Origin of the sequence: Micromonospora sp. KLBMP9576, from assembly GCF_050941805.1 — a bacterium.
GTDB lineage: Bacteria > Actinomycetota > Actinomycetes > Mycobacteriales > Micromonosporaceae > Micromonospora.
On sequence record NZ_CP194567.1, the window covers coordinates 4,346,954 to 4,369,148 of the forward strand.

General features: G+C 73.1%; 15 protein-coding genes. 10 read left to right on the plus strand and 5 right to left on the minus strand.

Going from position 1 to position 22,195, the window contains the following annotated elements; genetic code table 11:
* Positions 1-75: 75 nt before the first annotated feature.
* From ACQ452_RS18970 to ACQ452_RS18980, 3 genes are read left to right on the plus strand one after another with little or no spacing between them, the layout of a single operon-like run.
* The gene (locus tag ACQ452_RS18970) at positions 76-306 is read left to right on the plus strand and encodes a hypothetical protein (protein WP_433386425.1); all 231 of its coding nucleotides are present in this window, start codon (positions 76-78) and stop codon (positions 304-306) included.
* Between the two features lie 22 nt (positions 307-328).
* Positions 329-868: a PH domain-containing protein gene (locus tag ACQ452_RS18975; protein WP_433386427.1), complete on the plus strand. Its 540-nt coding sequence runs from the start codon at positions 329-331 to the stop codon at positions 866-868.
* Positions 865-2,391 carry a PH domain-containing protein gene (locus ACQ452_RS18980; RefSeq protein ID WP_433386429.1) on the plus strand — a complete coding sequence of 509 codons (1,527 nt, stop codon included), beginning with the start codon at positions 865-867 and terminating at the stop codon, positions 2,389-2,391. Before ACQ452_RS18975 ends, ACQ452_RS18980 begins: the two co-directional genes overlap by 4 nt.
* Positions 2,392-2,440: 49 nt before the next feature.
* On the opposite strand, the gene ACQ452_RS18985 is transcribed toward ACQ452_RS18980, so the two are convergent.
* Positions 2,441-3,487 (minus strand): phosphatase PAP2 family protein, encoded by a 1,047-nt coding sequence (locus tag ACQ452_RS18985; RefSeq protein WP_433386431.1) that lies wholly within the window; start codon positions 3,485-3,487, stop codon positions 2,441-2,443.
* Between the two features lie 94 nt (positions 3,488-3,581).
* On the opposite strand from ACQ452_RS18985, the gene ACQ452_RS18990 reads away from it, so the two are divergent.
* Together ACQ452_RS18990 and ACQ452_RS18995 are read left to right on the plus strand one after the other, a co-directional pair.
* A complete protein-coding gene (locus ACQ452_RS18990) occupies positions 3,582-3,986 on the plus strand; it encodes a thioesterase family protein (protein WP_433386433.1) in 405 nt (134 codons plus the stop codon).
* Positions 3,983-4,810: an MBL fold metallo-hydrolase gene (locus ACQ452_RS18995; RefSeq protein ID WP_433386435.1), complete on the plus strand. Its 828-nt coding sequence runs from the start codon at positions 3,983-3,985 to the stop codon at positions 4,808-4,810. The genes ACQ452_RS18990 and ACQ452_RS18995 overlap by 4 nt, the downstream gene beginning before the upstream one ends.
* Positions 4,811-4,919: 109 nt before the next feature.
* Here ACQ452_RS18995 and ACQ452_RS19000 read toward each other — a convergent pair whose 3' ends face one another.
* A complete protein-coding gene (locus ACQ452_RS19000) occupies positions 4,920-7,073 on the minus strand; it encodes an ABC transporter permease (RefSeq protein ID WP_433386437.1) in 2,154 nt (717 codons plus the stop codon).
* Between the two features lie 138 nt (positions 7,074-7,211).
* Here ACQ452_RS19000 and ACQ452_RS19005 point away from each other — a divergent pair, with 138 nt between their 5' ends.
* Positions 7,212-7,865 carry a TetR/AcrR family transcriptional regulator gene (locus tag ACQ452_RS19005; protein ID WP_433386439.1) on the plus strand — a complete coding sequence of 218 codons (654 nt, stop codon included), beginning with the start codon at positions 7,212-7,214 and terminating at the stop codon, positions 7,863-7,865.
* A gap of 25 nt (positions 7,866-7,890) precedes the next feature.
* On the opposite strand, the gene ACQ452_RS19010 is transcribed toward ACQ452_RS19005, so the two are convergent.
* Positions 7,891-8,832: a carbohydrate kinase family protein gene (locus ACQ452_RS19010; RefSeq protein ID WP_433386441.1), complete on the minus strand. Its 942-nt coding sequence runs from the start codon at positions 8,830-8,832 to the stop codon at positions 7,891-7,893.
* A gap of 63 nt (positions 8,833-8,895) precedes the next feature.
* On the opposite strand from ACQ452_RS19010, the gene ACQ452_RS19015 reads away from it, so the two are divergent.
* Both ACQ452_RS19015 and ACQ452_RS19020 read left to right on the plus strand, forming a co-directional pair.
* Entirely contained in the window at positions 8,896-9,270 is a 375-nt protein-coding gene (locus ACQ452_RS19015) for a nuclear transport factor 2 family protein (protein ID WP_433386443.1), read from the plus strand.
* Positions 9,271-9,544: 274 nt separating this feature from the next.
* Positions 9,545-10,672: a lytic polysaccharide monooxygenase gene (locus tag ACQ452_RS19020; RefSeq protein WP_433386445.1), complete on the plus strand. Its 1,128-nt coding sequence runs from the start codon at positions 9,545-9,547 to the stop codon at positions 10,670-10,672.
* A 116-nt stretch (positions 10,673-10,788) separates the two neighbouring features.
* On the opposite strand, the gene asnB is transcribed toward ACQ452_RS19020, so the two are convergent.
* On the minus strand, positions 10,789-12,750 hold the full coding sequence (gene asnB / locus ACQ452_RS19025) for an asparagine synthase (glutamine-hydrolyzing) (RefSeq protein WP_433386446.1): 1,962 nt from the start codon (positions 12,748-12,750) through the stop codon (positions 10,789-10,791).
* A gap of 218 nt (positions 12,751-12,968) precedes the next feature.
* Here asnB and ACQ452_RS19030 point away from each other — a divergent pair, with 218 nt between their 5' ends.
* Positions 12,969-14,444, plus strand: coding sequence for an aminopeptidase P family protein (locus ACQ452_RS19030; RefSeq protein WP_433386447.1), 1,476 nt, complete (start codon positions 12,969-12,971; stop codon positions 14,442-14,444).
* A gap of 484 nt (positions 14,445-14,928) precedes the next feature.
* A complete protein-coding gene (locus ACQ452_RS19035; RefSeq protein WP_433386449.1) occupies positions 14,929-16,557 on the plus strand; it encodes a hypothetical protein in 1,629 nt (542 codons plus the stop codon).
* A gap of 69 nt (positions 16,558-16,626) precedes the next feature.
* Here ACQ452_RS19035 and pulA read toward each other — a convergent pair whose 3' ends face one another.
* The gene (gene pulA, locus ACQ452_RS19040; RefSeq protein ID WP_433386451.1) at positions 16,627-22,107 is read right to left on the minus strand and encodes a pullulanase-type alpha-1,6-glucosidase; all 5,481 of its coding nucleotides are present in this window, start codon (positions 22,105-22,107) and stop codon (positions 16,627-16,629) included.
* Positions 22,108-22,195: the final 88 nt, after the last annotated feature.

The following is a 22,195-nucleotide window of genomic DNA, read 5'->3' on the forward strand; positions in this document are numbered from 1 at the left end:
CCCGTCGCCGGGCGGCTCCCCCCGTGGCCGCCCGGCGCTCAAAGTCCCGGTGCCGCCGCCCCTACACTGGCCAGGATGAGCACCGCCCTCCCCGCCGACGCGCCGTTGATCTGCTCGTCGCGCGGCTGCCGCGCCCCCGCCCACTGGGCGCTGAGGTGGAACAATCCCCGGTTGCACGACGCCGAGCGGCGTAAGACCTGGCTTGCGTGCGCCGAACACCGCGTGTCCCTCGGAGACTTCCTCGACGCCCGCGGCTTCCTCCGGGAGGTCGTGCCGGCGTCCGGATCGCCTACGCTCGAAGGGTGAACGCGTCCAACGGATTTTCCCGGTGAGCGGTGACGGGTCCGCCGGCCCGCCCCCGGCGCCGCCCCTGCCGCCGGCGGATCCCCTGCGGCCATGGCCGGACACCGTCCGCTGGCAGTCGATCTCGTCCGACCTGATCTGGGTGGAACTGATCCGCCTGGCGATGGTGCTGCTCGTGCTCGGCCTCGGCCTCGGCGTCGGCTGGGCGCTCAGCGGCAGCGGGTTCCTCGGCGCGGCCCTCGCCGTGCTGCTGCTGCTGGGCGTCCTGCGGGGCGTGGCGATCGGGCGGGCCGTACGGGCCTGGGGCTACGCGGAACGGGAGGACGACCTGCTGGTCCGGCACGGGCTGCTGGTGCGGCGGCTCTCCATCGTGCCGTACTCGCGGATGCAGTTCGTGGACGTCAGCGCGGGGCCGCTGGAGCGCGCGTTCAAGCTGGCCACCGTGCAGCTGCACACGGCCGCGGCGGCGAGCGACGCGCGGGTGCCGGGGCTGCGCCCGGCGGAGGCGTCCCGGCTGCGTGACCGGCTCACGACGCTGGGCGAGGACCGGGCGGAGGGCCTGTGAGCGACCCGGCCGCCGCCCGGGGCACGGACCATCCCGGGCCGGCCCCCGCGGAGCCGGTGGTCCCGCCGGCGCACCCCCACTGGCCGCCCGGCCCGACGCACGGCGGCCCACACCAGCCGCCCGGCCCGACACCCGGCGGCCTCCACCCGCCACCTGACCCGACGCCCGGCGGCCTCCACCCGCCACCGGCGGGGACCGGCCCGCAGGACGCCGAGGCGCGGCAGCGGCTGCATCCGCTCAGCCCCGCCCTGCACGGCGCGAAGTCCCTGGTCGTCGTGATCGCCGGGCTGTCCTGGTCGACGCTGTCCCGGGTCGGCTTCGGCTGGTTCGCCGTGATGGCGGCGGTGCTGGCCCTGGGCACCACCGTGCTGGCCGTGGTGAGCTGGTACTTCACCGGCTACCAGGTGGTCGGCCGCGAACTGCGGGTGCACGAGGGGCTGATCTGGCGGCGCACCCGGGCCATCCCGCTGGAACGGCTCCAGGCCGTCGAGGTGGTCCGCCCGCTGCTGGCCCAGCTCACCGGCCTGGCCGAGCTGCGGTTGGAGGTGGTGGGCGGGGGCAAGACGGAGGCCCCGCTGGCATACCTGAGCGTCGCCGAGGCGACCGCGCTGCGCCAACGGTTGCTCGCCCTCGCCGGTCGGGTGACGGCCGAGGCGGGTCCGCCGCCGGTGGGCGGCCCCGTCACCGCGGCGAGCCCGCCGTCGGCGCCGCCGGGCCGGCCATTGCACACCGTCAGGAACAAGGACCTGCTGGTCAGCCAGTTGCTCACCCCGCAGGCCTTCATGATCCCCTTCGGCGTCGCCTTTCTGGTGGTGCAGTTTCTCTCCGAGGACTCCTGGTCGTTCATCGCGCTGGCGAGCACCCTGACCGCCATGGCGGGCGTGCTGCTGCAACCGGTACGACGGGTGCTCGACGACTGGAACTTCCGGCTGGCCCGGGACGAGGGCACCCTGCGGGTCCGCAACGGGCTGCTGGAGACCCGCGCGCAGACCGTGCCGCTGGACCGGGTGCAGACCGTCGGCGTGACCTGGCCGCTGCTGTGGCGGGTCAAGGGCTGGCTGCGGCTGCGGCTGGAGGTGGCGGGCTACTCCGCTGGCGAGACCGACCAGGGCAGCCGACCCGACCGGCTGCTGCCCGTCGGCGACGCGGCCACCGGCGAGGCGATCGTGGCCGAGGTGCTGCCGGGGGTGACGCTGGCCGCGCTGCCGTTGAGCCCGCCGCCGACGCGCGCCCGCTGGGTCAACCCGCTGAGCCGGGGCGTGCTGGGCGCCGGGCTGCACACCCGGGTCTTCGCCGTGCGGTCCGGCCTGCTCACCCGGCAGTTGGCGCTGGTGCCGTACGCCCGGATCCAGAGCGTGCGCGTCGTGCAGGGGCCGCTGCAACGGCGGCTGCGGCTGGCGACGGTGCACGCCGACACCGCCGGCGGCGCCGGCGCGGCCGCCCGGGACCGGGACCTCGCCGAGGCGTGGGCCCTCGCGGCGGAGCTGACGGCGCGCGCGCACGCCGCACGCCGCACGGGCTGACCCCGGGAGCACGCCGCCCGGCGCTCCGGCTGACCCGGCGCGCGCTCGCTCAGCGGGCCGTCGTCACCGGCGGGTCGGCGGCGGCCAGGGGGTCGGCGGTGGCCGGTGGGTCGGTCACGGCGGGCTGGGGCGCCACCGCGGCCCGGCGGGCCTTCCGCGCCGACCACCAGCGTTCCGCCAGGCCGACCACGAGGAAGGCCAACCCGACGTACGCCCAGCCGACCAGCACGTCGATGACGTAGTGCTCACCCGAGTAGACCAGGGTGAACGTCATCGCCAGCGGGTACGCCAGCAGCAGCGGCCACCAGCGGCGGCGGGTCTGCCGCAGGAAGAACAGCACCACGAAGAGCGCGAACGCGGTGTGCAGCGACGGCATCGCGGCGACCGGGTTGGAGGCGATCTGCCCGGCGTTGAGCAGGTTGCCGGCGCCGTGCATGCCGAACGCCTTCCACCCGCGCGTGGAGATCCGGGCCACCTCCTCCAGCAGCCCGTTCTGCGCCGCCCACCAGGGCGGGGCCGCCGGGTAGAGGAAGTAGGTGACCAGCCCGCTGGCGCACAGGAAGCCCCAGCGTCGCATGAAGGCCGCCCACCGCCCCCGGTCCCGCAGCCAGAGCACCGCCGCGGCGGCGAGCGCCACCACGAAGTGCGAGAAGTAGACCCAGCTCACCGCGACGTCCCACCACTGCACCTCCGGCCGGTAGAGGTGTTCCTGGAGCCAGGTCGTGGGCACCTGGCCGCCCGTGGCCCAGCCGAACATCACCCGGTCGGCGACGATCAGCTCGTACGCGTGCGGGGTGGCGCCGTTGTCGGCGAAGCCCCGGGACAGGTTGTAGACGGCGAGCAGCAGCACCACCGGCACCCAGTCCCGTGCGAAGCGCAGATGGCTGCGCCACGGCCGGCTGCTGTTCCAGGCGATCGTGCCCGCCCAGATCCACAGGAACGCGTACGCCGGGTCGGTGGGCAGGCCGATGCCGAACCAGCCGACGACGAAGGCGACCCCCCACACCGTCATGGCGATCACACGGCGGCGCCCGCCGTCGGGCGAGGCGGGCGGCTCGGTCCGGGCGGGGGGCTCAGGGTCGGTCGTGACAGACATCGCGGTCAAGGTTAGCGGCGCGGGCGGCATCGACCCACGCCGCACCCGCCGCCGGCGGCCCGCCGTGCGGGGCCGTCTCGTCTAGGCTCTGATCATGCAGGAGCAGCCGGAGACCGCGCTGACGCCGGGTCTGACCGCCCGGGTGGAGCTGACCGTCACCGCCGGCGACACCGCCGAGGCGCTGGGCTCCGGGGACGTGCCTGTCCTGGGCACGCCCCGGGTGCTCGCCCTCGCCGAGGCGGCCACGGTGGCGGCCGTCGCCCCCCGGCTGCCCGAGGGGTCGACCAGCGTCGGCACCCGGGTCGAGCTGGACCACCTGGCCGCCACCGGGGTGGGGCGCACGGTGGTGGCGCAGGCGCGGCTGAGCGCCGTCGACGGCCGGCGGCTGCACTTCGAGGTGCGGGTCAGCGACGGCGACGACACCGTCGCCGAGGGCCGGGTGGAGCGGGTGCTGGTCGACCGGCGGCGCTTCGTGCAACGCGCCGCACGGCCGTCGTGACAGTCCGCTTCGTGCGGGTCGCCGACGGGGTGCACGTGCTGCGCGAGCCGCTGCTGAAGGTCAACGTCACCCTCGTCGTCGGCGACGGGGCGGCCCTGCTGGTCGACACGCTCTCCACCGCCGGTCAGGCCGCCGCGCTGGCCGACGCCGCGCGGGCGGTCACCACCGCCGGGTGGACGGTGGTGAACACCCACCACCACTTCGATCACTGTTTCGGCAACGCCACCCTCGCCGCCGATCCGCCCCGCCCGGTGTACGCCCACCACGTCGCCGCCGAGGCGATGCGTGCGCCGGAGCGGCTGCGCCGGGAGGCGTACGCGGAGCTGCGCGGCCCGCATCCGGCGCTGGCCGAGGAGGTCGCCCGGACCGTGCCGCTGGCCCCCACGCACACCGTGCGCGGCGCGACGGTGCTCGACGTGGGCGGCCGGCGGGTGGTGCTGCGCCATCCCGGTCGCGGGCACACCGCCGGCGACCTGGTGGTGCACGTGCCGGACGTCGACGTGTTGGTGGCCGGGGACCTGGTGGAGCAGGGCGACCCGCCGGCCTTCGAGGATTCGTACCCGTTGCAGTGGCCCGACACGGTGGCCGAGCTGCTGCGGATGACCACCGGGGCCACCGTGGTCGTGCCGGGGCACGGCGATCCGGTGGACGCCGGGTTCGTCCGCGCCCAGCACGCCCAGCTCGTCGAGCTGGCCCGGCTCATCCGCGCCGGGCACGCCGGCGGCGCTCCCGCCGAACGCGTCGCCGCCGAGGCGCCCTTCGGCGCCCGCGCCGCCCTGCCCGCCGCCCGCCGTGGCTACGCCGAACTCGACGGCACCGTCTGACGGCACCGGCCCGGGCGGCGGGAGCACCCGATCGCGCTCCGGGGCGGGACGGCCGCCGGCTCCACGGGGGCGGGGCCGGGGCCCGTCGGGTGACGGGCCCCGGCGGCGTTCAGTGCGCGGCTGCCGGTAGCAGCTCGCCGGCGCGGGGCGGCGTCGCGTCGGCACCGAGCGGGGCGCCCGGGTCGGTCGGGTCGCCACGGGACTCGCGGCGCTTGAGCAACCGGTCGACCCCGAGGTTGAGCAGCAGGCCGGCGGCGGCCCAGATCGCGATGGTCAGCAGGTTGCGGCCGACGCCGGAGCCGTCGAAGTAGGTGAGCGATCGGGCGGTGTCCACCGCCGCGGGCAGCGGAAGGACGTCCTGCAGGGTCCGGAAGAACTCCGGGACCATGTAGATGGACAGGCCACCGCCCGAGGCCGGCACGCCGGCCATCATCATCACCGCCATCACCGGGATGATCGCGGCGAGACCGAAGGTGCGGGTGAAGGCGCCGGTGACCAGGGAGACCGCGAAGATGGTGACGGCGCCGAAGCCGATCATCTCCCAGGCGTTGCCGTTGACCGCGCCGATGAGCACATCGAACAGGAACCACAGCCACACCGCCATGCCGACCGCCCAGCCACCCAGGAACGGCAGGAACTGGCGCAGCCGGCGCAGGTGCGGGGCGCCGCCGCGGAGCACGGCCATCAGCAGGAAACCGGACATGATCCAGGACATGCCGACGTACAGGCTGTTGCTGCCCGCGGTGTCGGTGTCGTTGAGCGGTTGCACGTCGGTCAACGTGAGCGGGGTCTGCTGGGCTGCGGCGACCTGCTGGAAGACGCCCCGTACCGCCATCTGCTGGCTGGAGCCGGCCGCCGACGAGGAGTACAGCTCGGCCTCGCCGCCCGGCGTGCTGGGCAGGACGAAGGCGGCGACGAGATCCTGTTCGAGGATCCGGTCGGTGGCCGCGGAGACCGAGGCGGCGACGCCGACGTCGAGGATCCCGCCGAGCTGCGATCGCAGTCCGGCCGCGGCCTGTTCGGCCTGACCGGTCGTGGCGCCGACGACCACCACCGGGATGTCGTGCGGCTGCGGCTTGTGCATCGAAAAGCTCATCAGGCCGACGACGAGCACCAGGATCGCCAGCGGGAAGGCGGCTACGGTGGCGTACCGGAACCGCTTCGAGCGCGGCGGACCGCCGGCGAGGGCCGGCAGCTCGACGTCCGGGTCGGTGACCGGGGCGGCACCGGGAAGGGTCTGCCCGCCGGCGCCGCGTTCCTTGAGCAGGCTCAGCGCGAGCGCGACGACGATCCAGACGCCCAGGGTGATCAGGTGCGGCAGCAGGCCCCGGCCGTCGAAGTAGAGCGCCGAGCGCAGCGCCTCTCCCGCCGCCGGCAGCGGCAGCACGCCGTGCAGGAACTGGAAGAAGTCGGGCATGGTGTGCACGGACAGGGCGAGGTTCGACGACGGCATGCCGAACACGACGTAGAGCAGCATGCCGAGCAGGACCGCGAGTGGCCCGAGCAGCTTGGTGAAGAGCAGTTGGGCGAGCCCGACCGCACCGGTGGCGAGCATGCCCACGCCGAGGAACGTCAGGTAGTGGCCGTCGACCGCGCCGACGATCGGCCCGAGGATCAGCCAGATGACCGTGCTGGTCACCGCCGACCAGCCGGCCAGCAGGGGCAGGAAGCGACGTACCCGCAGCAGGTGCGGGGTGGCCATCAACAGCACGCTCAGCGGCACGTACCCGGCGAGCATCATGCCCATGGCGGCGAACATGACCCCGATGCCCGCCATGTCCCCGTCGGGCAGCGGCGCGACGTTCTCGACGGTTGTCGTCCAGTTCGCACCGACGGCCACCGGGGCCAGCAGTTGCTGGGCGGTGCTGGCCTGGGACGCGCCGGCAGCCGCCGCGGTGAGGATGGTCGCGGTGTTTCCGTCGCTGGCGGGAAGCTGCAGCGCGGCGGTGACCTGCTGGTCCCTCAGCAGGTCGACGGCGTCGTCGCGGGAGGCGACCAGGCGGGCTTCGGTGGTGGCGCCGGGCGCGGCGTTGAGCTGGTCGACGATCGTCTGCGCCTGGGCGCCGCCGCCGATCACGGCTACCGGCATGTCCCGCGGGTGCGGGCTGTGCATGGTCGCCATGTAGGTCGCGAACATCATCGTGATCATGAGGAACGGGATGACGAACAGGAAGGTCGTGCGAACGATCCGTTCCTTGCGGTCCGCCCCCGGCGCATCGCTTCCGGGCGCGACGGCGCCGGACGTGTCGATCGCGGGCTCCATAGGTGTGCACTCCCGAGGCTAGTAAGTCAATCGACTTACAAGCTAGCGTAAGTCAGTCGACTTACAAAGGGGCGGGTGGCCGACGCCACCGGCGCAGCGGCTAGCTTCATCGCTACGAGCAGGAAGGGGGTGCCAGCGATGGCCCGATCGGAGGCGGCGCGCACCGCGCTGCTGGACGCCGCGGAACGGCTCTTCGCCGAGTCCGGCATCGCCCAGGTCTCCGACCGCCGGGTGGCCGAGGCCGCGGGCAACACCAACCACTCGGCGGTGCGCTACTACTTCGGCGGCCGGGAGGGCCTGCTGCACGCCCTGATCGAACGCCACTCGACGGCCGTCGAGAGTTGGGCACCTCAGACGCACGAGGACAGCGACTCGGTGCTGGGCGACGTGCGGAACCTGGTCATGCCCACCATGAAGGTGCTGGACACGCTGCCCCGACCGAGCTGGCGGGCCCGGTTCCTGGGCCAGGCCCTGCACGATCCGGCCCTGCGCACCCTCGTGATGCAAGCCGCCATGGCCTCCCGCGACGGCGTACGCCTGAGTCTGTCCCTGCGCGCCCGGCTCGCCCACCTGGACCCCGACGTGGTGGCCGGCCGGTCGGTCCTGATCACCCGCATCGTCACGACCGCCGCCGCCGAGGTGGAGGCGCGCCTCGAGCGCGACGGGCAGGGGCCGCGCTGGCTCGCGGTGGGCAGCTTCCTCGCCGACGCCATCGCCGGCATGCTGGCCGCGCCGATCAGCCCGACCGGGCACCTCAACCCGCTGATCGATCCCGTGCCCGGCGCCGACTGAGCCGACCCGGCGCGTGCCGGCGCGCTCAGCCGGTCTCGGTGAAGCGGGCGAGCACGTCGGCGCGGGTGGGCATGGCGGTCGCGCCGCCGGGCGACTCGCAGACCAGTCCGGCCACGCGCAGCGCGAACGCCACCCGCGCCGGCCAGCCCGCCGGTTCGGCGGGTGCGCCGTCGGCCAGCAGGTCCGCGATGAGCGCGCCCATCACCGAGTCACCGGCGCCGGTGGCGTCGACCGCGACGACCTTCGGCGCGGGTACGCGTACCGGGTCGGCGCCGGCGGTGGCGAGCACCGCGCCGGCGGCGCCGAGGGTGACCACGACGGTGCCCGCGCCGAGTTCCCGCAGGTAGGTCGCCACGCCCTCCTCGGGTTCGCCCGGGTAGAGCAGTTCCGCGTCGGCGGCGCTCAGTTTGACCAGGTGGGCGGCGGCGGCGAACTCGGCCACCACCTCGCGCAGCCCGGCCAGCGCGGCCGGCCCGTCGAGCAGCCGGGGGCGCACGTTGGGGTCGAAGACGCGCAGCCCGCCGGCGAGCCCCCAGGCCCGCCGCGCGGCGGCCAGCGTCGGCGGACGCAGCAGCACGATCGACCCGCAGTAGACGACCCCGGCGCGCGCGACCAGGTCGGCGTCGAGGTCGTCGGGGCCGAGCAGGCCGTAGGAGGGCGGCTCGCCGTAGAACCGGAAGTCGGGCTCGGGGCCGGCGAAGGTGGCCACCGCCAGCGCGGTGGGGGCGGCGACGGTCACCGCGCCGGCCTGGCCGACGCCCGCCCCGGTCAGGAAGTCGCGGATCCGCCCGGCCAGGACGTCGTCCCCGAGCGAACCGACGAACTGCACCGCGCCGCCGAGCCGGGCGACGGCCACGGCGACGTTCAGCGGGCCGCCGCCGACGGCCTGCCGGTAGACCGGCTCGCCGTCGCGCTCGGTGTCGAGCAGGTCGACCAGCGCCTCGCCGAGCACCACCGCGTATCCCATGGGGCTCCTCCGTCCACGCGCGCCCGAACGATCTTGTCGCACCAGGCTGGCACAGTGCCGGCCATGACGAGCGCTGAAGCCACCGTATTGGCCTACTGGCAGTCCTGCGAGGCGCGGGACTGGGAGACCTTCGGTGGGCTGCTCGCCGACGACGCCGTCTACCACCTGCCGCAGACCCGGGAGCGGATCATCGGCCGCGCCGCTCTCGTGCGGTTCAACCGGGAATACCCCGACGGGTGGCACCTCACGGTGACCCGGGTGATCGGCGCGGGCCGGCACGCCGCCAGCCTCGTCAGCTGCGCCCACGAGGGCGCGCAGCTCACGGCCACCACCTTCTTCGACCTCGACGAGGCAGGCCTCGTCCGCGAGGTGACCGAGTTCTGGCCGGAGCCCTACGAGCCGCCGGCCGGCCGCGAGCACCTCGCGCAGCGCTACTGACACATCGAGCAACGGCTATTGCGCGTCGTCGCGCCCCGTGGTGGGATGGCGCTTGCCGGGTGGCGCGGGGGCTGCCGTGCCGCCGGCGCCGGGTTACACACCACGCGAGGGCATGGTCCGCGAGCCGGACCACCGACGGCGCACGTACGCCGGCCATCCGCGCCGGGGCACGTCCGCCGCGACCGTCGTATCCGCGTCGCAGCGGGGCGGCCGGCGTGGCCGCCTCCCGCGCGTTGCCCGCGGGGCGTCCGCGTCCCGCGAGTGAGGAGAACCCGTGTCCCACCGATCGCGTACGGCCGCGTTGCTCACGGCGGCCGCCACCCTCCTCCTGGGTGCCGCCGTCGCCCTGACGGCGGGGCCCGAACCCGCCGCCGCGCACGGCACCGCCATGACCCCGGGCAGCCGGACGTTCCTGTGCTGGAAGGACGGCCTCTCCAGCACCGGTGAGATCCGCCCGAACAACCCGGCCTGCTCCGCCGCCGTGGCCCAGAGCGGGGCCAACTCGCTCTACAACTGGTTCAGCGTGCTGCGCTCCGACGCCGGCGGCCGGACCGTCGGCTTCATCCCGGACGGCAAGCTGTGCAGCGGCGGCAACCCCGGCTACACCGGCTTCGACCTGGCCCGCACGGACTGGCCGCTGACCCACCTCACCGCCGGGGCCAACATGGAGTTCCGCTACAGCAACTGGGCCCACCACCCGGGCACGTTCTACTTCTATGTGACCAAGGACAGTTGGCGCCCGGACCGGCCGCTGGCCTGGAGTGACCTGGAGGAGCCGTTCCTGACGGTGACGAACCCGCCGCAGCGCGGCGGGGTCGGCACCAACGACGGGCACTACTACTTCAGCGGCAACCTGCCCACCAACAAGAGCGGCCGGCACGTCATCTACTCGCGGTGGGTGCGCTCGGACAGCCAGGAGAACTTCTTCGGCTGCTCGGACGTCACCTTCGACGGCGGCAACGGCGAGGTGACCGGCGTCGGCCCCGGCGGCACGCCGCCGCCCACACCCAACCCGACGACCCCGCCGCCCAACCCGACCACTCCTCCGCCCAACCCGACGACCCCGCCGCCCAACCCGACCACGCCGCCGCCGCACAGCGGGGACTGCATGGCGGTCTACAAGGTCGTCGGCTCCTGGAACGGTGGCTTCCAGGGCGAAGTCATGATCATGAATCACACCGCGTCGGCATGGTCGGGCTGGACGGCAAACTGGACGTGGCCCAGCGGGCAGCGCATCAACAACCTGTGGAACGGCACGCTGAACGGCTCCGGTGCCACTGTCGCCGTGACCAACGCGGCACACAACGGCGTGCTCGCACCGGAGGGCACCGCGACCTTCGGCTTCGTGGCCACCACCAACGGCACCAACACCCTGCCCACGGTCACCTGCTCCGGCAGCTGACGCACCCCGCCCCACCGGCCCGACAATGATCAGGAGGTTCGCGCCACCGGAATCGCTTCCGGTGGCGCGAACCTCCTGATCGACAACCGGTCCGGGGCGGGTCCGGCCCGGAGGGGTCAGCGGACCATGGAGCCGACCACCGGCTTGGTGAGCAGGGCGGACTGGTTGCGCTGGATGCCCGGGTCGAGGGTCTTGGCGACGAAGATGGCGTGCCAGATGCAGAAGATCAACACCGTCCAGATCTTGCGGGAGTGGTCGGCCTCCTCCCGCTTGTGCTCCTCCAGCAGCCGCATCGCGTACGACAGGTCGAGCAGGTCACCGGCGCCGGAGGTGGACAGCACGTGCCGGGCCCACTCGTACATCTCGCCGCGCAGCCAGACCCGGGTCGGGGTCGGGAAGCCCAGCTTCCTGCGGTTGACGATGGCCGGCGGCACCACGCCCTGCAGGGCCTGACGCATCGCGTACTTGGTGGCGTCGGTCCGCGGTGGCAGCTTCAGGTCCACCGGGATCCTCGACGCCACGTCGAAGACGGCCCGGTCCAGGAAGGGCACCCGCACCTCGAGCGAGTGGGCCATCGAGATCCGGTCGGCCTTGACCAGGATGTCGCCGCGCAGCCACGTGTAGAGGTCGACGTACTGCATCTTGGTGACGTCGTCGAGCTCGGTGCACTCGGCGTAGATGGGGGCGGTGACGTCGGTGTAGCGCACCGAGGGGTCGTAGCGGCGCATCAGGTGCCGCTTCTCCTCCTCGGTGAACATCCGGGCGTTGCCGTAGTAGCGCTCCTCGATCGGGGTGGTGCCGCGCTCCAGGAAGCTCTTGCCCTTGACCCCCTGCGGGATGGCCTTGGAGACCGCCCGCAGGCCCTTCTGCATCCCGCCCGGCAGCCCGTTGACCGAACTCAACGACAGCGGCTCCCGGTAGATGGTGTAACCGCCGAAGAACTCGTCGGCGCCCTCCCCGGAGAGCACCACCGTGACGTGCTCGGCGGCCTTCTTCGCCACGAAGTAGAGGGGCACCAGCGCCGGGTCGGCCACCGGGTCGTCCAGGTGCCAGACGATCTTCGGCAGCGCCTCGATCATGTCGTACGGCCCGATCTTGGTGGGCATGATCGTCACGCCGAGGTGCTGGGCCGAGTCCTGGGCGACGTCGATCTCCGAGTAGCCCGGCACGTCGTAGCCGACGGTGAAGGTGAGGATGTTCGGGTTGAACTCGCGGGCCAGGGCCACCACCGCGGTCGAGTCGATGCCGCTGGAGAGGAACGAGCCCACCGGCACGTCGGAGCGCATGTGCATCCGGACGCTCTCCCGCAGCGTCTCCCGGATCTCGTGGTAGAGCCGCTGCTCGTCGTCGACCGGGGTGGGCCGGAACACCGGGCGGTACCACCGGCGCACGTCGATGCGCCCACCCGGGGTCCAGGTCAGGTATTCCCCGGAGCCGATCCGGTTGATCCCCTTGTGCAGGGTGCCGGGCTCGGGCACGTACTGCAGGGTCAGGTAGTGGCTGAGGTTGGCCGCGTCGATGCCGGCGTCGCCCTGGTAGTTGGAGTGCGCGAAGGGCAGCAGCGCCTTCTTCTCCGAGGCCAGGTAGAGGCCGTCGGCGGTCTCCAGGTAGTGCATCGGCTTGATGCCGAAGTAGTCCCGGCCGCCGAACGCCCGGCGTTCCTGCCGGTCCCAGATGACGAAGGCGAACATGCCCCGCAACCGGGTCAGCACCTGCTCGCCCCAGAAGTGGTAGCCGGCGACGATCACCTCACCGTCACCGGCGGTGGCGAACTGCGCGCCGAACTCCCGGGCCAGTTGCTCACGCAGCTCGATGTAGTTGTAGATCTCACCGTTGAAGGTGAGCAGGTAACGCCCGTTCGCGTAGGGCAGCGGCTCCTGGCTGGAGGCCACGTCGATGATGGCGAGCCGCTTGTGCGCGAACACCCCGTCCGCGTACCGGCCGGAGGCGTCGCCGACCACCTCGACACCGGTCTCGTCCGGGCCGCGGTGGTGCAGGCATTCCAACGCCCCGGCGATGTTGTCGCGGTGGGCGGCGGCGTCGCCGCGCGCACTGAAGAAGGCCAGGAGTCCGCACATGATGGCCATCTTTCCACGCGGCCCGCGCGGGCGTCGCGGCACCGCTGGGCTCTCGCCGACGGCAACGCTGCGTGGCCGGCCCCGTCCCCTGGGCAGTCGTCGGCGCCCCGCCCACGGGGCCCGCGCCGTGGGTCGCGCCACCCGCCCGATCCCGCCCGGGACGACCCCGAACGCCGCGCGGTAGCGTTCTGAGCTGCAACGACGCGAAGGGAGCCAGCATGAACGAGGAACCCGCCGGGCCGGCGGACGGCACCGGGTCGCACGACCCGGACTTCCCCGAGGCGTTCCTGACGTTCATGCGGCAGGGCTGGCGGGACACCGCCCTGTCGGTCGGGCCGCGGCCGGAGGCGCCGGACCACGCCAGGAGGCGCGCGGCGCTCTCGGCGGCCTTCCCGGGCGAGACGCTGGTGATCCCGTCCGGCGGCGAGAAGGTACGCGCCAACGACACCGCCCACCCGTTCCGGCCCGGCAGCGACTTCGTCTACCTGACGGGCGACCACGACCCGGACAGCGTGCTCGTCATGCGGCCGGACGGGACGGGTCACGACGCGACGCTCTACCTGCGGCCCCGCTCGTCCCGGTTGACCGACGAGTTCTTCCGCAGCCGCAACGGCGAGCTGTGGGTCGGCCGGCGGCACACGCTGGCCGAGAAGTCGACCGAACTGGGCCTGCCGACGGCCGACCTGGTGGAGTTGGAGACGACGCTGGCCGACCTGGCGCCGGGGCGTACGCGCGTGCTGCGCGGCTTCGACGCGCGGGTGGACGCGTCGGTGCACCCCTACGACGGTGGCCGCGCCGAGGGCCGGCCGGGCCGAGACCGGGAACTGGCGATCGCCATCTCGGAGCTGAAGCTGGTCAAGGACGAGTGGGAGATCGCCCAGCTCCAGGACGCGGTCGACGCTACGGTCCGCGGGTTCGAGGACGTGGCGCGGGCATTGCCGGCGGACCGGGGCGTCTCGGAACGCCTGCTGGAGGGGATCTTCGCGCTGCGCGCCCGGCACGACGGCAACGACGTCGGTTACGGCTCGATCGTCGGCGCCGGCGAACACGCCACGATCCTGCACTGGGTGCACAACCACGGCGCGACGCGCCCGGGTGAGCTGCTGCTGATGGACATGGGCGTGGAGAACCGCAACCTCTACACGGCCGACGTCACCCGGGTGCTGCCGGTGGACGGCCGGTTCACCCCGCTGCAACGCCAGGTCTACGACGCGGTGCACGCCGCGCAGCAGGCCGGCATCGACGCCATCCGGCCGGGCGTGGCGTTCCAGGAGGTCCACCTGACGGCCATGCGCGTGCTCGCCCAGGCGCTCTCCGACCTGGGCCTGCTGCCGGTGGGCGTGGACGAGGCGATGGACGGGCGGTCGACGGTCTACCGGCGCTGGACGCTGCACGGCACCAGCCACATGCTCGGCCTCGACGTGCACGACTGCGCGAACGCCCGCCGGGAGACGTACCGGGACGGCATGCTGCGCGCGGGCCACGTGCTCACGGTCGAGCCCGGCCTCTACTTCCAGCCCGAGGACGAGCTGGTCCCCGCGGAGCTGCGTGGCATGGGGATCCGGATCGAGGACGACATCCTGGTCACGGCGGCCGGCGCGGTGAACCTCTCCGCCGGCCTGCCGCGCGCGGCCGGCGAGGTGGAGACGTGGCTGGCCGAGCAGCGCGAGGCGGGCCCGCGCCTGCCGGACTGACGGGGGCGGCGACGCTCGTCCCGGAGACGGGGGTAAAGCGCCGAATAAGGAGTTTCTTCGGATACGTCCGCCTTGGGGGCGGTTCGGTCGCTACGGTGTTTTCAACGGCACGACCTGTCGGCACCGATCCATCCACCGTTCCAGTCGCCGGCACCGCCGGCGAGCCACGTCGACGCCACCTCCGGTGTCGGCTGATCCACATAGCGCGGGGCCTGCGCCGCGGACGACGAGTCCGGGCACAGGCCCCGATCCGTACCGCCCCGTACGCGCCCTTCCGTCCCTGGGGTGCGCCGCGCGCCTCGAGTCCCGTCTGCTCCGCCCAGGGCCGCCTCGGACATCTAATGCGGGTTTTTATCGGATATGCCCGCGAAGCGAAAAAAGCTCTTCTACGGTGATTTCTGCAGCTACAACCGATTTGTAGCCAAGGGGCGCCTCGCCGCGGCGAGCGACCTTGTCTGATGCGAGGAGAGGGCAGAGAGCTCCGATGTCCAATCACCTTAAGAAGACCGACGCCGCCAACCCGGCGTCGAGCAACCGCCGTAAGAAGTGGCTCGCCATCAGCGTCGCCGGTCTGACCGGCATGGTCAGCCTGGGCATGTTGGCCGCCACCAACGCCAGCGCCGACGGTCGGTCCGATGATCTCGGCGGAAAGCAGGGCCAGAAGGACGGCTCGGGCAACGGCTGGGACGGACGCGACGGTGGCCACTCCGGGCAGGACGGCAGGCGCGTCACATCCGTGCCGTGCGACGTCACCGCCCTGTTCGCCGCCATCAACGAGGCGAACCAGCAGTTCGGTGGCACGCTCAAGCTGGCCCGCAACTGCCGGTACGAGCTGCGCAACGGCACCGCCACGGCGACCGGCAGCAACGCGCTGCCCCCGATCACCACCGACATCACCATCCTGGGTGAGCACTCGGTCCTCGAACGGGCCTTCGACCTGGCCAGCGCGGCACCGACCCTGTTCCGCATCTTCCAGGTCAACGCCGGGGGCAGCCTGCGCCTGAGCGACACGACCCTGCGCAACGGCCTGGTCACCGCCGCCCCCGGCGGCGGGGCGCTGCTGGTCCAGGCCGGTGGGCGGGCCGAGCTGAAGGACGTCAAGCTGACCCAGAACAACGCGTCCACCGCCGGGGTCAACGGCGGCGCGATCACCAACCTGGGCACCACCGCCCTGAAGGACACCAGCTTCACCCTCAACAACGCCGGAGCCAGCGGCGGCGCGGTGTACAACACCGGCACCCTGACGGTGGAGAAGTCCTACTTCGAGGGGAACCGGGCCCAGAGCCCGGCACCCTCAGGTGGCGGTGCGATCGCCAGCGCCGCCGGATCGGTGACCATCCGCAAGAGCCAGTTCGTCGGCAACCAGACCGCCGGCAACGGCGGCGGCCTGCTGCTGACCGGTGGCTCCGCCGACGTCAGCGACAGCACCTTCCGGCTGAACGTCGCGCTGGGCAACGGTGGCGGTATCGCCAACACGGGGGCCACGCTCCAGCTGCGCGACGTCAAGTTCGTGCAGAACACGGCGATCCTCGCCGGTGCCGGCCTGTACACCGGCGCCGGTACCACCACGACGATCCTGCCCGGTGACGACCGGTGGTCGACCGAGCTGTCCGAGCAGTACCGGGGCGAAGCCGCCAAGGAGAAGGACAGCAAGGGCGGCAAGGGCGGCAGCGGCGAAAAGGGCGACAGCGGCGACGGCAAGAAGCAGGCCGACGGCCGCAAGCAGGCCGACGGCGGCAAGCAGGCCGACGGCGGCAAGCAGGCCGGCCCGGTCGGCGTCGAGTACGAGAAGAAGGCGGAGCAGCACAACGGCACCACGTTCTTCGGCAACGTCGCCGGCACCAACGGCGGGGGCATCTACAACGGCGGCACCCTCACGCTGTCCGACAGCGTCGTGCTGCGCAACCAGGCCGCCAACGCCGGTGGCGGCATCTACAACGCCGCCGGGGCGACGCTCGTCGTCCAGCGCGGCATCATCACCGAGAACCAGGCCGGCAGCACCGGTGGCGGCATCTTCAACGGCGGCGTCGCCACCATCGACGTCCGGACGCTGGTGTTCCGCAACAACCCGAACAACTGCGCTGGCACCGCGATCACCAACTGCCAGGGCTGAGCGGACCGGAACGGAGCACCAGCTCCCACCGACCGCGAGACGAAAGAAGCCGGCCCCGTGCGCCCAGGTTCAGCGCTGCACGAAGACCGCCACGCTGCGCGCCGGCACGGTGAACGTGCCGCTGGCGCGGTCGAAGGAGGCCGCCCGCAGCGCCTCGTCCGCCGAGGTCCGCAGCACCGGGTGCAGCGCGACGTCCGCCCCGCGCAGCCCGAGCAGCCGCTGCCGCGCCGTGTCCGGGGTGGTGTTGAAGACCACAGTCACCGACTTCCACCGCCCGTCGAGGCCCCGGCCGTCGAGCGTCATGGTGAGCACGCCCGGGGTCTCGCCCGTGCCGGAGAGCGGGAAGGCGACCCGCTTCTGCACCTGCTGGGCCGTGCTCAGCCCGAAGACCGGCGAGGAGGCCCGGATCCGCAGCAGCTCGGCGTACCGGGCGTCGGCCAGGTTGATCGCCGCGCAGTCGGGGACCAGCGCCGGATCGGCCAGCAGCGGCCTGGCGTACGGCCACTTGTCGCGGTTGTCCTGCTCGGGCGGCAGGCCGGCGCCGAAGCCGTTGCCCTGCGCGCAGTCCCAGCGGATCTGGTTGAACCAGTCACCGGAGTTGTACGAGTTGCGGTCCAGCGACTTGGAGCGCAGCCGCTCGGTGCCCGTGGTGACGAAGCCCGTGCCCTGCCCCATCACCACCGTGCTCAGCGCCAGCACCTGCATCCGGGCCCGGTCCGCCGCCGGGGTGTCCTGCGGCAGCTTGTACGCCAGCGCGTCGTACAGGATCTCGTTGTCGTGCGCGTCGACGTAGGTGACCGCCTCCCCCGGCGCGGCGGTGTAGCCGGCGGGCGAGCCGTTGTAGTCGACCTGCGCCCCGGTCACCTGCCGGCCCGCCGAGTCGGTGAACCGGTAGCCGCGCAGGTTGCCGGTCAGCCCCACCTTGATCAGGTCGTGCTGGTGCAGCAGCCGGGCCCGCTGCTCGGCCGCGGAGCCGTTCACGTCGTCGCCGTTGGGGTCGGTGAACAGGCCGGAGGCGAAGCCCTGCACCCGGGGGTTGGCGTCGAACGGCCCGCCGCCACGCACCGCGTCGCGCAGCCGGTCGTTGAAGGTGCCGATCCCGGTGCCGGCCATGTTGGCCTGGGTGGCCTGCGTGAACCGGGCGTCGTTCGCCACCTCGCCGAAGTTCCAGCCCTCGCCGTAGAGCAGGATCTTCCTGCCGTCGACGCCGTCGCGGGCGACGGTCAGCTCGTCGAGCGCCTCGCGTACGGCCAGGATGTTCGCCTTCGGGTGGTGGCCCATCAGGTCGAACCGGAAGCCGTCCACCTTGTACGCCCGGGCCCAGGTGACCAGGGAGTCCACCACCAGCTTGCCCATCATGGCCTGCTCGGGGGCGGTGTTGGCGCAGCACGTGGAGTTGGCGACGGCACCGTCGTCGAGCAGCCGGTGGTAGTAGCCGGGCACGATCTGGTCGAGCACCGACTTCTCGTCGACGCCCGCCGCCGAGGTGTGGTTGTAGACGACGTCCATCACCACCCGCAGCCCGGCGCCGTTGACGCCGGCCACCATCCGCCGGAACTCGGTGGTGCGCTTCGCGCCGGCCGGGTCGACGGCGTAGCCACCCTCCGGCACGGTGTAGTGCAGCGGGTCGTACCCCCAGTTGTAGCCATCGGTGTCGGCCACGGCCGCGACGCACCGCTGCTGCTGTTCGGAGTCCGGCGGCAGCGCGGCCAGGTCGCAGGCCGGCTGCCGCTGGTCGGCGCGGCGCTCGGGAATCGTGGCGAAGTCGAACGCGGGCAGCAGGTGCAGATGCGTCACCCCGGCGTCGCCGAGCGCCTTCAGGTGCTTCATGCCGGCGGTGCCCGGGTCGGTGAAGGCGAGGTAGGTGCCCCGCCGCTCGGCCGGCACCGTGGCGTCGGCGATGGAGAAGTCCCGCACGGACAGCTCGGAGATCTGCGCCTTCGCCGCCGGCACCGCCGCCGGCTTGCGCAGCCGCGCCCAGCCGGGCGGCGCGAGCGCCGGGTCGGCGAGGTCCACGATCTGGCTGTGCGTGGAGTCGGGCGCCAGCGCCAGCGAGTACGGGTCGGTCACGGCGGCGGTGACCACCTGCTGCGCCGCCGGCTGCCACGCCTGCACCTGGTAGCGGTAGTACCGGCCGGTCCAGTCGCGGGCGCCGCGTACCGACCAGACGCCGGTGCGGTCGTCCCGGCGCATCGCCACCGTCCTCGGCGTCGCGGTCGGCGAGTCGAAGAGCTGCAACGACACCTGCCGCGCCGTCGGTGCCCAGAGCGCGAGCGTCGGCACCCTGCCGGCGAAGGTCGGCCCGAGCCGCGCGTCGGTGGCCCGGGCGTAGACGTCGTCGAGCACGCCGGGGATCTGCACGCCCGTCGCGGCGAGCAGGTCGCCCTCGGCGTCCCGCTCGGTCACCAGGAGCTGCCCGCGCAGGGCCGCCGGGACCTTCGCCAGGTCCCGCCGGTCGAGCGTGAGGGCGCCGTACGCCCACAGGTGCGGGAAGGCCGCGCGCTGGGCCTCGGTCAGCCCGTTGCGCTGCGCGGCCAACGGCAGCGTGGTGTACGTCCCGGCCAGCTCGCCGTCGACGACGGTGACCCCGCCGGCCGGGGCGGCCACCAGGGCGTACGTCCGGCCGTCGGTGGGCCCGGCCTGCCAGGCGACGGTCGAGCGGTCGATCCAGTGCGCCTTCTGCTTCGTGATGTCGACGTCGCGGGCGGCGCCGGAGACGGTGGACGGCAGCAGCCGTCCGGGTGTGCCGGCGAGCAGCCACACCTCGCGGCCGGCGCTGGCGAAGTCGAGCCGCTGGTCGGTCGGCAGGTCCTTCTCGTCGCCGGAATGGATGATGTAGCTCAGCCCGGTGGCCCCGGCCGCGAGCGGCACCCGGAAGACCGCGCCGAAGGCGTCGACGCGCTCCGGGGCGAGCGGGGCGGCCCAGTCCGTCGGGTTCGCCGCGCCGTCCCACAGGTGCAGCCCCCAGCCGGCGTAGTTGCCGTCGGCGCGGCGGTAGTGGATGACGGCGGTGCCGTCGGCGACCGGCGGGTCGGGCTCGCCGGTGGCGGCCTGCCGGCTCGGGTAGGTCGCCGGGTCGCCCTGTTTCACCCAGACCTCCCCGGTCCTCGTCACGTCGATCGTCCGATCCTGTCCCACATCCTTGTTCCCGGACTTGTCGACCACCAGGAATCCGACCGACTTCGCGCCCGGCTTGAGCTTCACCCAGGCGAACCGGCCGTAGGAGTCCTCCCCGGCGAACGGCTGCCCCTTGGGCCACTCCGTGGCGTACGCGGGGTCGATGTCGCCCCAGGCGTGGAGGCCCCAGTCGTCGTAGCCGCCGGCGGGGCGCTGGTAGTGCACGAGCGCCCAGTCGCGGGAGGCGGCCGTGGGCGGGGTGCCCACGGTTGCGGTGGACCGGGCACTCGCGGTGCGGCCCTTCCCGTCGCGGACGACGGCCTTGTACTCGATCCGCGTGCCGCCGGCCAGCCCGGTCAGGTCGTGGTGCACGGTGTAGGGGGCCGTCTCGGCGCTGCCGAGCAGCGTCCACCGGCCGCCGGCGACCCGGGCGGCGACGGTGACCGTGGCCAGCGGGTCCCCGGTGACCTGCGCGGTGACGGCGGCCCTCGTGGCGACGGGCTCGCCGGGCGCCGGGGCGGTGAGGGTGAGCCGGGGCGCGGCGTCGGGAGACGCGATCGGCGTGCCGGCGCGGTGCACCACGGCCGACAGCGGCGGCACGGTCAGGGTGAGCCGGCCGTCCGTGCCGGCGACCGGTGCGGCCGACGCGCCGTGCACGCCGGTGAAGGTGGCGCCGGCCGACCAGGTGTCCACGGTGACCGTCTGCGCCGTCGCGGCGTTGTTCACCGCCACGACGTACTCGGTGCGCTGCTTCGGGTCGATCCGGGAGAACGCGAAGACACCGGGGCCGTCGGCGGCGTACCGGCCGACCTGCACGCCGTCGCGCAGCGCCGGGTGCGCCCGGCGCAACGCGCCCAGCTCGGCGATGGTCCGGTAGAGCGGGTGGGCGCTGTCGAACCGGTCGCTGGCGTGGGTGCGGTCGGTGCCGAGCAGGTCGTCGTCGAGGTAGTCCGGCGTGCGGGAGGCGAACATGTCCTGCCGGGCGTCCTTGTCGCCGCCCGGCCCGGTGAAGCCCTGTTCGTCGCCGGAGTAGACGACCGGCTGGCCCCGGGTGAGGAACATCAGCTCGTGGGCGAGCTGGTCGCGGCGCAGGTGGGTGGCCGGGTCGGTGCCGCCGCCGGCGATGAACGAGCCGATGCGACCCATGTCGTGGTTGCCGAGGAAGGTGGTCAGCCGGCCCGCGTCGGTGTCGCGGGCGCGGTAGAGGTCGTCGCGGGCGTACACGTCGGCGAGCGCCCTGGCGGAGCCGTCGCCGGCGGTGTAGCCGCGCGCCGCCTCCTGGAAGGCGAAGTCGAGGGTGGCCGGCAGGCCGCCGCGCCGCACGTAGGTCGAGGTGATCTCCGGGTCGGCGCTGTAGACCTCGCCGAACATGAAGAAGTCCTTCTTGCCGGCGCGCGCGGCGGCGCGCTCGACGCCCTGGCTGAACTGCGGCCAGAAGTCGAGGTTCGTGTGCTTGACGGTGTCCAGCCGGAAGCCGTCGACGCCGGTGGACGCCACCCAGTCGGCGTAGACCTTGGTCAGGCCGCGCACCACCTCGGGGCGCTCGGTCCACAGGTCGTCGAGGCCGAAGAAGTCGCCGTACTCGCTGTTCTCCCCGGCGAAGGTGGAGTCGCCCCGGTTGTGGTACATCGTCGGGTCGTTCAGCCACGCCGGGACCTTGACCTTCGCGTCGGCCGGGTTGGCGAACGTCGGGGTGTACGGGAACGACGTGGTGTCCACGTTCGGGAAGCCCCGGCTGCCGTCGGCGTAGTTGCGGTCCTCGAAGGGACGGCCCCGCGCGTCGGTGTACGGCGACGTCGTCTTGTCCACGTAGCTGTACTTGTCCTCGGCGTAGGTGATGACGTCGGCGGTGTGGTTGACGATGACGTCGAGATAGACCTTGATCCCCCGCCGGTGGGCGAGCGCGACCAGCCGCTTGAGGTCCTCTTTGGTGCCGAAGTGCGGGTCGACCTGGGTAAAGTCGGTGATCCAGTAGCCGTGGTACCCGGCGGAGACGTCGGCCCCGGTGCCCTGCACCGGACGGTTCTTGAAGATGGGGGCGAGCCAGATGGCGGTCGTGCCGAGCCCCTCGATGTAGTCGAGGCGGTCCATGACGCCCCTGAGGTCACCGCCGTGGTAGAAGCCCTTGTCCTCCGGGTCGAGGCCGGTGGCGAGCCGGTCGCCGGTGAGGCCGCCGGTGTCGTTGCGCCGGTCGCCGTTGGCGAACCGGTCCGGCAGGACGAAGTAGAACTGCTCGGCACGGGCCTGGTTGCTGCCGGCGGCGAGCAGCGCCTGCGCCGAGGGCTCGCTGCGCCACCCGGCGGCGCTCAGCGGGTCGGACCCGGCGGGGGCGGCGCCGGCCGGGCGTACGGCGACCGGGGTGCCGACGAGGGCGAGGGTGAGCAGGGAGACGAGGGCGAGCAGGGTGCTGCGCGGTGCGGGCGGGGGTTTCATCGACGGCCTTCCTCTGGTCGCTGATTGGCCCGCACGCTAGCCCTCACCGAAAGGTTCTGCAATACCTTGCAAACAAAGTCGTAACACG